We start from the raw sequence: 11855 nt of genomic DNA on the forward strand, positions 1-11855 counted from the left end.
CTTAACGGTTTACTTGCTATTTGAGTGTTTCTGCCAAAAGTGGATGCTCCCAAAGCCGTTACCTTTTAACCTTTGTGTAACGAATCTGATTTTACATGGTATTGATGTGCCGTCAGCAGAACATGATAATACTTTGGCACGACCATTACGCGATTATAGTCCTCACGAACGGGTGGATGTAATTATCACTAATCCGCCTTTTGGTGGGATGGAAGAAGATGGAATTGAGGACAATTTTCCCGCTACATTCCGCACCAGAGAAACGGCAGATTTATTTCTGGTGCTGATTGCTCATTTACTTAAGGAAGGCGGTAGAGGCGCAATAGTTCTACCAGATGGAACGCTGTTTGGGGAAGGTGTGAAGACGCGGATTAAAGAAAAACTGCTGCAAGATTGCAATCTGCATACAATTGTCCGCTTACCCAATGGTGTATTTAATCCCTACACAGGTATTAAAACTAATCTGCTATTTTTCACGAAAGGGGAACCAACAGAAACCATTTGGTATTATGAACACTCTTATCCAGCAGGGTATAAGTCATACTCGAAAACTAAGCCGATTCGCTTTGAGGAGTTTGCACCGGAGCAAGAATGGTGGGATAACCGCGAGGAAAATGAATTTGCTTGGCAGGTTTCAATTGCAGATTTAAAAGCGAATAATTACAACCTAGATATTAAGAATCCTCACAAAGTTGATGTAGAACACGCTGATTTAGATGAGATGTTAGCAGAGCATCAAAAACTCATGACGGAATTGGGTGAGGTGCGGAGTAAGTTGAAATTTGAATTAATGGAAGCATTGAAGAGGGACGAGTGATAAAAAAATGCGGTTACAATTGATTTATATTCTCCATATAAGAGGAATTAATTATGCTAAATGCAGTTGAATTTCAAGCAAAAATTCAAAACGGTTTAATTCAGATTCCTGATGAGTACAAACAGGAACTCAGTGAAGGAGATGATATTAAGGTAATTGTTTTAGTAAATAAAAAGTCATCTCGAAAAAGAGACATAATTGATGAATTGACAGAGAACCCTGTGCAGGTGGATGGATTTCTCAGCCGTGAAGAAATTTACAATCGCTAATTATGACATCTGGTGCATCATTCGTTGATACAAATGTTTGGCTTTATCGTTTGTTTGACGACCAAAAAATAGAATTTGCAGAAAGAGAAAGAAAGCGTAATATTGCTATTACTATTACGGATGCTGAAGGAATAATTATCAGTACACAGGTTGTTAATGAGATTTCTAATAATTTACTGAAAAAAGCAGCCTTTAATGAGGAGCAAGTGAAAGCTGTGATTCAGTCGCTTTATCGTCGCTGCACTGTGGTAGAGTTTAACCTAACTATTTTTGAATCTGCTTCTAACCTCCGCAGTCGATTTAATTTCTCTTTTTGGGATAGTTTAATTGTTGCTTGTGCTTTAGCTGCGGGAGCAAGTATTCTCTATTCTGAAGATATGCAGGATGGGTTAGTGGTAGATAGTCAATTACAAATTGTGAATCCATTTAAATGAAAGTAGATAAGTTTTTTCAGAATTTTGAATTATTGACTGATGCACCAAATGCAATTGACAAGTTACGAGAAATAATTTTGCAATTAGCGGTCAGAGGTAAGCTTGTTGCTCATACCGACTTATACTGCCATTCAATTTGGTGACAAGGTGCTTCAGCATAACAAGCCCCACACAGGCGGATTGGCTCATGCTGCATTCCCACTCCCAAAGGTGGCAGCATTTGAGCTAACCTGTCTGCATCTACTTCTACTACAGATGCGATCGCTTCTAACTCTTTTTGGCTAGGGCGAGGATTAAAATGAAACCTTTCCCACCGTGCTACCACTGCACCAATACCTGCCAATTTACCCAACCCACTAGGAGATAAATGGTTAGCACGTCTAAATCGACCTAGAAAATGGCTCAGGCTTTCCCCTTCATAAAGTTGGATAATAAAAAGCCAAGGCTTAACATCTGGTGCTGCCATCACTTATACTCCTGCGCCACTTCCTGCAAAACAGCCTTGTCAATTTTCTTTAATCCCCTTGATAAAGAACGAATTGCTGCTTCCCTGAGAATTTCATCTAGCCGACCAATGTAACCTTCTGTTGCCGAAGTCAAAATCCGCAGCATATCCTTGCTAATGAGATTAGAAGGCAATGGCAACTTTAAAACCTTATCTTCCCAGGCTTGTACAGTTTCTTGAAAATCCTTCCCTGACAACTTCCCAAAACGATGACAAGCCCGAAAGCGATTATAAACTTGTTCATCGCGCTTAATTACTGCTTCTAAACGGTCAGTTCCTACTAAAACAATAGCAATGCCCAACTTGTCATAAATATCACGCACCTCTGCAAAAGTCTCAGGCTTAAGCCGATCAGCTTCATCAACAATGATCATTTCTACGCCACAGCCTTTTAATACCTCCATTGTTCTGCCGCGAAAATCTGATACTGTTCCCTTAGTTGCTTTAAATTTGAAATACTCAATAATCTCGCCAAACAAATCCTTTGCACCGCATTTTTGGGGTGGCTGAATATAAACTACAGGGACAATTGGTGGTCTTCCCACCTCCGCCTGTACTTTTTGCCTGTATCTGTAAGCATCACAAGCAACTGTCTTCCCCGTGCGTGATTCTCCAACTACTCGACAAGATTGCCGTGCTTTACGTTTTCCATCCAACCAATCATGCAAAGACCTCACTTGCTGTAATGGAACAATACTCTTACCCTTGAGACGAGCAATTTCAGCTTGCAACCACTCATCATCTGGTTTCACCCCACCCAATTGCTTGGCGATCGCTTGTGCATCTGTCATTGTTTAAAATCCGTATTCTTCACGCAGTTGTTCATAGTCCCACACCTCTAGTTCTTGAGATGAAGATTGAACCGGAGTAGGAGATTCCACTTCTTCTGGTTCCATAACAGGAGATGCTAAGGACTCTGTTTTACTTTCATTCACCGCAGTAGAACGCAGAATTTCTTGCTCCAATTTTTGTCGATCCTTGCGGCTTTTTTTATTTGCTACCAGAGCATCACGCTCAATGACTTCTTGCAATAAAGCTTGGTTGCTGACAGTTTTACCTGCATTACGCAGTCTACGACTTGCGGACTCAGCTTCATCTAATGAAAGTTGCTCAGTCTCCAAACCTTGAGCATGAGCGCGAGTCAGAAAAACCTCTTTGCTTTTCTCTTGGCGATAAACCAGTACCGTTGTAATATCTCTGGGGTCATATCTTAAATTGACCGTTTCCCCAGCGTATCCTTCTAAATATTCACCTCGGTACATCACATTTTGAAACTGTAAGCATCCCCCTCTTTGCACTGTGCGCCGTGACTGCTTCATTAGGCAAATATCTAAATCACGTTCTTCGATTGGCACTGGTACTGAAGGTAATCCCGCTTCCCAACGACCAAAGCGAGTTTGATCCCCCATTCGTGCATCAATACTTTGGTTGTAGCGGTCAACGATGTAGCGAACAAGTAACTGTTCTAGTTCTCGTAAAGTCAGTTTTGCATCCTTCTCTGCATCTTCTGGGCGTTGTTGCACATTAGATCCGGTATAGCCAGGAAGCGTTGAAAATAGTTGGTCATTCAATGTTTTGAAAGGACGCTCTACTACTCCGCCTTCAGAAGGGCGATCGCGTAAATGACAGACAAAACCTAACTGCGCCCCAATCTGACTCAAGTGGTTAGAGCGAAAATCTTTACCGCCATCTGTATAAAAGTGTTCTGGTTTCCCATAAGTTCCCCTTGAGAACTCGGTGCATCAAATCCCAAGTTGATACCCATAATGCAACGAGAGTAGGTGTCAATTACTGTTGTTAGCCAAGGACGACTTAGCAATTCACCATGTTGATCCACTAGCAATACATCTACACGGGTATGATCGCATTGCCAAACATGATTGCTGTAATCTACGGATAAATCTTTTCCTTCACGAGTTTTAACTGAAAGCGTAGTTCCTCTCCAACCTGGGCTACGGATACTTTTGGCTTTTTCTTGCTTTTCCAATAAAGGTGCTAATACCCGTAACACGGTTCTGTAATTGGGCGGCTTTGAGTCCTCCAACTCACGGGCTTTAGCCTGAACTCTAACGGCAACTTGTTTAGGGGTCATACGTTTACTACCCTTATTGCCTTCCCTATAAGTCTTGAGAATAAAGTTTTCCCAAAACTCACCAATTCGATGCTTTCCTTTATCACCCCTGCCAGTTTGAGTGAAGCCGACTATGCCATCTTGCTCCCACTTTTTAACCAGTCGCTGTACAGTTCGCACCGATACACCTAGTTTTTCCGCAGCCTCTTTCAACTTCTGCCCATAGGTAATGCGATCGCATGGTTCCAGCAAACTTTGGATTACCTCTAGTTTGAGTTGGGCTTCCTCTGAAAGTTCTGTGACAATCACATTCCTCTCAAGAGGTTGATCACTTTCTCCTTGTAAGCCTTCTGTAGGAATTGCCGAGGTATGAACAGCTAAATCTGGATTTTGCTGACTGTTCATAATACATAAGTTTTTTATAAATACATATTGTTATCCTAAATATACAGAAAGCGACAGTCAATTTGTCATTATGAAAATACACAAAAGCTTTTTTCTATTCTGAGAAGCGACAGTTAATTTGTCATAATTACGGATAACGACATTTATTTTGTCACAATGAAGAAGTTATCTAATTTTGTAAAAACGCTATAAAATATACTGTACAAGCATTTGACCGATGACAATAATTTGTCACGACGACAGATAATTAGTCACCGTACAACCATACTGCGACAAGCTGCAAATCTTTGAGCTACTACCAACCTAAAAACACCAGATGCTATCCAATCCATGCAGCCACAGCCTTATCTATTAGCTGTAACCAATTTATTACTAATGATAAAGGCTTTCGTAATGTTCCTGGTTTAGCTGTTGTTATCCTGAGTGAAGTCTTAGCATCTTGAAACTAGAGATGGTGCGTTACACTCCGTAAACGCACCCTACTACTTCAGCAACGCCTATTTATGAATGTAAAACTATCTTCATCGCTTTAATTTCTATTTATTAGTGCTTTTTTTGGTGGTGAATACAGTAGTGAACATCATCAAAAAACCACCTAAAATAATAGCGATCGCCACTACCCCGGTCACTAAGTCAAGCAAATTATTGTTTTCCATAATTTTCAGTTATCAATTATTGATTCTCAGTTTCACTAACTATTAACTATCTAAAAATCTACCCCACGTTTGAGTTCTACACCTTGATTGGCATAGTGTTTGTGGCAGTAAACTTCGGAGTGAACGCTAGCTAAGTCGAAGTATGTGGGATGATTTTGACACCGACCAGTAATAATAACTTCTGTGTCACGGGGTTTGCGGAGTAAGGCTTGCACAATCGGTTCTACGGGAAGTAATTCTAGGTCTACGGTAGGATTGAGTTCATCGAGGATGATGGTTTTGTACAATCCAGAGGCGATCGCAGTTTTGGCAATTTCCCAACCCCTCTCGGCTTCTACATAGTCCAATTCTTGCCGAGAATTGCGCCAAACGATCGCATCTCGCCCACAACGTTGATGATCTACTACTTCAGGATATGTCTGCTGCAAGGCGGCAATCGCTGCATCTTCTGTGTAACCACTACCACCTTTGAGCCATTGCATAATCATGACGCGGGTAGAACCTGGATGATTGATTCCCCTACCTATGGCTTGCAATGCTTTACCTAAAGCGCTGGTAGACTTGCCTTTACCAGCACCAGTGTAAATTTCAATTCCCTCAATTAACAATGCTTTTGCTGTTGGGTGATGTTGCGGTTTCATTTCTGAGTGTAAATCCGCAATATCGAGCAACTTCTGCGGTGCTGCGCGTCCAGTCGCAATGATTTCTAATTCCTGGGGTTTCGATTTGAGTGTCCGTACCACCTCATCAACTGGAAGTAAACCTAAATCTAAGACAGGGTTGAGTTCATCTAAGACTACAACTGAATACAAACCAGAGGCGATCGCTCCTTTGGCCACATCCCAACCCCGCGCTGCTTCAGCACAGTCAAAAGGAGTGATTTCTTCTGGGCCAAAAAATTCTGCTCTCCCAGTCCGAACCTGATCAATTAAATGAGGAAAACCGCGCTGTAAGGCTGTAATTGCTCCATCTTCGTCATAATCACGTTCTGGCCCTTTTAAAAACCGTAGTAATAAGACGCGGTTGGAATTGTTCGGTGTGTTTATCCCCAAACCAATCGAGCGCAAAACCACCCCTAAAGCTGCTTGGGATTTTCCTTTCCCCGCGCCGTCGTAGACGTGAATTTGACCAATGAGCCGTTCAGGACGCACTTGCGCCGTGCGAATACCGATACCGTTCCTTGTCATCTTTCAAAAAGCTGTAACGTGGCAGTTCTTAATCTTACCGAACGTCTTGCACTCTGAGGTAGGGCAGCGATCGCCACACCTAGTACTCGACCAACCCAAAATTGTCAGGTGAGGCCAAACTCTTTGAGCGGGGGTAACAGGGGGAGAAAGAGTGTTTAAATGTAACTTCTTGGTTTCCCCAGCCTCAAGAGCTTGTGACCAAGCAAAGTTTGTGTGGCGCACCACTACGTACAAGAGTTAGCAAAATGTATTAATTAGCTTAAATAGAGGAATACTGGCACACTAGCATAGTAACTGACAACAGCAAGGAGAAATTGCCCCCAACAAACTAGCTATCCCAGTTATACTCTCTAAAGTTGATCCTTACCTTTGACCCTTTATGTTAGAAGATTGGACACTTCCCAGGCTTTTGCCCATTGGTGCAATTTTGTTTAACTTATTATTTATACTGCTTGCGATCGCCATAGAAGCATATGTTTTTAACTCTCGGCTGAAATTTGACAAGAGAACTAGCATTTTTTATGCCATTGCTATCAATCTCTTTTCTAGCGTAATTGGTTGGATAGTCTTTTATGTGATAGAACCAATGCTACCAATAGACTTACGAACAGAATTAATCAATTATATCTTTTTTAATACTTTTAAACCGTCTACACAAGCTTTAATTATTTTAACAGCCTTTATCATTTTCTTTGGAACTTTTCTGGTTAAATTCTTTCTCTTAAGAGGTTTTTCGCTCTTATTAAATGAAGAGGTAGGTAAAAAGCAAGAAGATACTCAAAACCAGCGGATGAAATTGCGTCAGGCAAACAGATACAAATTGCAGAATACCCATTTATTCACTACTTTATTGATAGCTAATTCCTTAAGCTATAGTGCGATTACTTTGGTTTTACTATTTCGTCCTAATTTTAAATAAATTTAGTCCATTGCCAAAAATATATATTGATTAATGAGTAATATAGGGGTAACAAAATGAATGTATTATTTAAAGATTTACTAGGTCTATCCAAATTTTTTACTGGCATTTACGCAAGAATCAGAAACTTATTGGTTCCAGATAAGGCTTATTCTTGGCAAACATTAATTTATTTGAGCCTTTTTTCTTGGGCACTTTCGTCTTTTGCTACTAATCCTATAAGAGATACAATTGGATTTTTTGGTTGGTTATTTTTAATTGCTGGTACAGCTTGGTATACCACTGATGACCCTTTAAGGGTTCCTGGCACTTTTATGCCAGTAGGAGCCGTAATCACTGGTTTCTTAGTTAGTGTTTTTGCCTTTGGACAAAACGAGGATGGGATTTCATCAGGAACAATTGTTTATTGGCCAACAATTTCGGCACTAATTACTGCCATACCAGAGTTTTTTGAGGGGAGTGGTACTGATGCCAAAGCTCAGATTCCTAAACCACAAGACCGACAAAAAGTTATAGTATTAATTGCCAGTTCTATGCTATTAAGTTGCTGGCTTCAGTTTTACTTTGTTGTCAATAATTGGTTAGAAGGATATCCTAGTTTGCAATCAGAAAAGTTTAACCGCAGTGTCTTTGTTATTAGAACTGAGCCTCCAGCTAGAGTCTCACCAAATGGTGCTGTAATTTTAAGCAAACTGCAACCACTAGTAGAAGAACAAATATCCAAACAACCTTGGTCGCAAGTAGAAAAATGGCTACAAAATGCGAATATAAATCTCAGAAACCTGAGCCAGAGGCTATTACAAGACCAACGCTTAAAAATAAACGAAGAAAAAGAATTATGGCTAATTGAACCGCGTGTATCAAATCCTAATCCTGCGAAAAAAGACGAATATATACTAGATATACTCAGCATCTGGACTGGCCCTACTTCTAACCCAAATGGTTATTACCTGAAGAAATCGTGTCAGATTAGACCAATTGCAGAATCTACAAGTAATTTTACTACTAATCAGTCAGAGGAGACAAATGTCGTTGCAGAAATTGAGTGTGGTCGTGTTAGTAAACCTATTATAGGGCCGCCGCCAGCACAGCGCTAAAGAGAAAATAAATTTAAATTCAGGATGCAAAAACTGAATTTTTAATTTTGAGTTTTTAATCACAGCCAAATTATTGAACTATTAACTGTTAAGTAAATTATGATGAATTTTAGCAGAACTTTTGTGTTAGCCAAGAATGTATTTCAGGAAGTAATACGCGATCGCATTCTTTACATTATTGGCTTTTATACGCTCATACTCGCCGTTGCCTTTCGCCTAATTCCTGAATTTGCCGCCACTACCGAAGATAAAATATTTTTGGATTTTGGGATCGTGGTGATGAGCGTCATCGCTCTAATCGTTGCTGTATTTGTTGGTACAGGAATGATTAACAAAGAAATTGAAAAGCGGACAATTTTAGTGTTAATTGCTAAACCTGTCAGCCGCAGTGAATTTATCCTCGGTAAATACTTGGGGTTATCAGCAGTGCTAGCCGTACTCGTCACCATGATGACGGTGATTTATTTGGGATTTTTGCAAGTTAGGCACATTGATCATGCAATGCCGAGCATTTTAATTGCGGTAATTTTCTTATTTTTACAGATGTCCTTAATCGCTGCTTTAGCAATTACTTTTGGCGCTTTTACTGGTTCTTTATTAGCGATAGTTTTAACTTCTAGCGTGTATTTAATGGGGAATGTAACTCAAGATTTATTACAATTTGGTCGTCTTAGCCGTAACCCAGGCATTGAGCGTCTCACTCAAGCTCTATATCTGATATTGCCAGATTTATCTCGATTAGATTTAAAGAATGATGCTGTTTATGGACTGCAAGCACTTCCGGGAGCAACTGCATTAATAACTAATGCTGGTTATGGCTTGTTATATAGTTTCATGTTGTTAGCGATCGCTATTCTCATTTTCTCGCAACGCGAGTTTTAATTCAGCAATTGTTGAACGAACTTTAATAAAAGGCAATGGAAAATTAATTTTCTATTGCCTTTTATCTATTTATAAAAAAAAGACTATTTGAGGTTCCTGAATTGTACCGTCGGGCATGATAGTGTCCCACAGTTTTGCATAAATCAAATTGGTTCCCCAAAGCTTTGCCTCATTTAGGTTGGCCTCTGTTAAGTTTGCCCATGTTAGGTCTGCATCAGTCAAGTTGGCATTAGTTAAATTTGCTTCTAAAAGTATTGCGCCACATAGCTTAGCTCTTGTGAGATTTGCTCGCACTAATTTTGTTTCAATCAAAGATGCTTCAATTAATTTAGCTTCACTTAAATCAGCTGCACTCAAATCTGCTTCACACAAAGCAGCCTGCATGAGGTTTGCCCGACTTAGGTTAGCACCAGTAAGAATACAGCCACATAGATTCGCACCACGCAAATCTGCTCCTATCAAGTTAAAACCACTTAAATCAACTGCTCTCAAATCAATTCCACTCAAGTCATATCCACTAAAATCCTTTTGCTGAAAACATTGATTTGTGATTTGACTGGATAGAAATTCCTGTTTGCCAGCATAATTTCTCATGGTATTACCTCAAGGTGTAAATTATGGCAACGGTCTATTGTGAGAGTTACTGTATATCGAGAGTACACCCCAAAAGGGGGTTAGCTCAGACAATAATTAGAAATAAATTGAGAAAAAATTAGCTATAAGCGAAAAATGAGCTTTTGAAGTGGTTTTTCAAACAAAAAACGCTGACATAAGTTATGAAAAGCTGATAATCAAATAAAACGTCATAGTTATGAGTTAATAGTTAATTTGGTCTACCGTTTGCATTATTGACCAGCCACAATTCCGGCAAATGTTAAAAAAACAACGCCTAAAAGACTTATATTTAAAATATTGCATTAGACAGAACAAAAAAAATCAATATACGTTAGGAGCGCCAGAGATGATGTCTTTTGCAAGAGGTAAGGAGGTCGGCGTTAAAAATTGTCGTTATGACAAGGCAAATGGCAGAGGAGGCAGTGCGGTCTTGGGGTCTCCCCAAGTAGAGCAACTGCCGTGGCAGAAGGCAGAAGCGAAGAGGTTTTTAGACAACTTTACTTTTCGTTACATACTTCGGTTTTTTTGCGCCACTCTACTTAGCTAAAGATTGAAGGTCAAGAAGAAATACTCTCTAAACTATGCTTGGTATCTTTGCTCGCTAATATTGTTGGACATTCCTAGGACAGCTTTTTAGCCAGGATTTTAATTGAAAATCGAATTCGTTTTCGTTAAATGGCAGATGCATCCCCTACCCTAATCAGGACATGGGGCGACTTTTACAGTCAAGCTACCGCTTTAACACAGCAAAGCGCCCACAGAAGAGAGCGAAAAAGAGGGAGAAGTGAACCCTAAATTTAGGAGTCTGCAAGGAATCAAAATACTGGTTGTAGATGATGATGCTGATTCGCGGGATTTTATCAGTTTCCTACTCGAAGAGGATGGGGCCCAAGTCACATCTGTGTCATCAGCTATTGAGGTACTACAAGTCCTAACGGAGTTAAAGTTCGACATCCTGTTAAGCGATATCGGTATGCCCGAAATGGACGGCTATATGCTGATCCGCGAAATTAGAACCTGGCCACCAGAACAAGGTGGACAGATACCAGCGATCGCCCTGACTGCTTATGCTGGAGAATATAACCTGCAACAGGCATTGACCGCAGGCTTTCAGCTGCACGTTTCTAAGCCAGCAGAACCAGATGAGCTAATTGCAGCAGTTGCGAAACTAGCTGGCAGATAATTAATATAATGTCCGGTTAATTAACCTAAGTAAAAAATAGGCCGCCCACAAGGAGCGAGGCTTAAAACCTTGCTTCGGAGGGAGTTACCCTCCGAAGGAGCTTTGTAAACAAAAAGCCCCTGGTAATTAATTACCAGGGGCATTCATCTTTATTCCCAATAACGAGGATCGCATTTCTGCGGCTCAGATTAACACATAGGTATGCAATTATCGCATCAAGTAAATGTTGATAATGCAATAAATTGAGAAAACGTTAATACAACATAACTTCTGAATTGAGGAAAAAGTTAAGTAATGCTGAGTCTTAAGTACCGAGTAGTACCCAATGACTGAAGTTAAGAAGACAGAAGCCCTATCTTGCTCAGGGGTAAATGATATGATTTCCCGCAAATCACACTTCATATCGTATGAGCGGGATCAGATGTGTAACTCTTTTGCTGCTATTGATATTTTCTTTATCAGTAGCGCTTCCGGCGACGGCATCTGTATGCCGAAATTACAATGGACATCGTATTTGCATTCTCAGCATTCAACGCAGCGCTAAAAATTACTGGGAATACAGAGCAGCAGTTAATGTGGATGATCTAAAAAGACCCATCGAAGTTTATAACTGTCGCTCTAAAGTTAAAATTCAACAAGATGGTACTGTTGTGCCATTTGGGTACAAAGACCCTGGTGATCTGATATGCAGTTTCTTCAAGAAGTAGTGTTCATCGAAGGATCTGATTTTAAAACTTGTACTTTTTTAGAGCGATCGCGTTTACAGCGGTTTTCAGATGAATAGACCACAGTGAGCAAACCAGCCCCAAGCATCA

At 40.2% G+C, this 11855-nt stretch carries 15 protein-coding genes and 1 pseudogene; 9 read left to right on the forward strand and 7 right to left on the reverse strand.

Going from position 1 to position 11855, the window contains the following annotated elements:
* From AC5JL8_RS38025 to AC5JL8_RS38035, 3 genes are all read left to right on the forward strand, one after another.
* The coding region (locus AC5JL8_RS38025) for an N-6 DNA methylase (RefSeq protein WP_495884853.1) at positions 1 to 817 on the forward strand (817 nt) is incomplete at its 5' end.
* 53 nt (positions 818 to 870) lie between these two features.
* Complete coding sequence (locus AC5JL8_RS38030) at positions 871 to 1086, forward strand: hypothetical protein (protein ID WP_495884854.1); 216 nt, start codon at positions 871 to 873, stop codon at positions 1084 to 1086.
* A 2-nt stretch (positions 1087 to 1088) separates the two neighbouring features.
* Positions 1089 to 1520, forward strand: coding sequence for a PIN domain-containing protein (locus AC5JL8_RS38035; RefSeq protein ID WP_495884855.1), 432 nt, complete (start codon positions 1089 to 1091; stop codon positions 1518 to 1520).
* A 112-nt stretch (positions 1521 to 1632) separates the two neighbouring features.
* Here the strand turns inward: AC5JL8_RS38035 and AC5JL8_RS38040 are convergent.
* The 6 genes and pseudogenes from AC5JL8_RS38040 to AC5JL8_RS38065 form a co-directional block, all read right to left on the reverse strand.
* A pseudogene (locus AC5JL8_RS38040) lies at positions 1633 to 1986 on the reverse strand (TniQ family protein); the annotation flags it as partial.
* Positions 1986 to 2816: a TniB family NTP-binding protein gene (locus tag AC5JL8_RS38045; protein ID WP_495884856.1), complete on the reverse strand. Its 831-nt coding sequence runs from the start codon at positions 2814 to 2816 to the stop codon at positions 1986 to 1988. The gene AC5JL8_RS38045 and the pseudogene AC5JL8_RS38040, both read right to left, overlap by 1 nt.
* A gap of 3 nt (positions 2817 to 2819) precedes the next feature.
* Positions 2820 to 3686, reverse strand: coding sequence for a Mu transposase C-terminal domain-containing protein (locus AC5JL8_RS38050; protein WP_495884857.1), 867 nt, complete (start codon positions 3684 to 3686; stop codon positions 2820 to 2822).
* Entirely contained in the window at positions 3683 to 4501 is an 819-nt protein-coding gene (locus tag AC5JL8_RS38055; RefSeq protein WP_495884858.1) for a TnsB C-terminal domain-containing protein, read from the reverse strand. Before AC5JL8_RS38055 ends, AC5JL8_RS38050 begins: the two co-directional genes overlap by 4 nt.
* 706 nt (positions 4502 to 5207) lie before the next feature.
* Entirely contained in the window at positions 5208 to 6344 is a 1137-nt protein-coding gene (locus AC5JL8_RS38060) for a cob(I)yrinic acid a,c-diamide adenosyltransferase (RefSeq protein ID WP_495884859.1), read from the reverse strand.
* Positions 6345 to 6347: 3 nt separating this feature from the next.
* Positions 6348 to 6569, reverse strand: coding sequence for a hypothetical protein (locus AC5JL8_RS38065; RefSeq protein ID WP_495884860.1), 222 nt, complete (start codon positions 6567 to 6569; stop codon positions 6348 to 6350).
* Positions 6570 to 6723: 154 nt separating this feature from the next.
* Between AC5JL8_RS38065 and fraC the strand changes: the two genes are divergently transcribed.
* The 3 genes from fraC (at position 6724) to AC5JL8_RS38080 (ending at position 9242) form a co-directional block, all read left to right on the forward strand.
* Positions 6724 to 7263: a filament integrity protein FraC gene (fraC, locus tag AC5JL8_RS38070; protein WP_495884861.1), complete on the forward strand. Its 540-nt coding sequence runs from the start codon at positions 6724 to 6726 to the stop codon at positions 7261 to 7263.
* Positions 7264 to 7319: 56 nt separating this feature from the next.
* Complete coding sequence (gene fraD, locus AC5JL8_RS38075; protein WP_495884862.1) at positions 7320 to 8360, forward strand: septal junction protein FraD; 1041 nt, start codon at positions 7320 to 7322, stop codon at positions 8358 to 8360.
* A gap of 102 nt (positions 8361 to 8462) precedes the next feature.
* Complete coding sequence (locus AC5JL8_RS38080; protein ID WP_495884867.1) at positions 8463 to 9242, forward strand: ABC transporter permease; 780 nt, start codon at positions 8463 to 8465, stop codon at positions 9240 to 9242.
* Positions 9243 to 9311: 69 nt separating this feature from the next.
* Here the strand turns inward: AC5JL8_RS38080 and AC5JL8_RS38085 are convergent, their stop codons facing one another.
* Complete coding sequence (locus AC5JL8_RS38085; protein WP_495884863.1) at positions 9312 to 9836, reverse strand: pentapeptide repeat-containing protein; 525 nt, start codon at positions 9834 to 9836, stop codon at positions 9312 to 9314.
* Positions 9837 to 10203: 367 nt separating this feature from the next.
* On the opposite strand from AC5JL8_RS38085, the gene AC5JL8_RS38090 reads away from it, so the two are divergent.
* The 3 genes from AC5JL8_RS38090 to AC5JL8_RS38100 all read left to right on the forward strand — a co-directional run bounded on the left by AC5JL8_RS38090 (position 10204) and on the right by AC5JL8_RS38100 (position 11747).
* Positions 10204 to 10404, forward strand: coding sequence for a hypothetical protein (locus AC5JL8_RS38090; RefSeq protein ID WP_495884864.1), 201 nt, complete (start codon positions 10204 to 10206; stop codon positions 10402 to 10404).
* A 237-nt stretch (positions 10405 to 10641) separates the two neighbouring features.
* Positions 10642 to 11040, forward strand: a complete 399-nt coding sequence (locus tag AC5JL8_RS38095) for a response regulator (protein WP_495884865.1) — start codon at positions 10642 to 10644, stop codon at positions 11038 to 11040.
* Between the two features lie 407 nt (positions 11041 to 11447).
* A complete protein-coding gene (locus AC5JL8_RS38100; protein WP_495884866.1) occupies positions 11448 to 11747 on the forward strand; it encodes a hypothetical protein in 300 nt (99 codons plus the stop codon).
* Positions 11748 to 11855 lie beyond the last annotated feature (108 nt).

Source organism: Mojavia sp. (assembly GCF_059505145.1).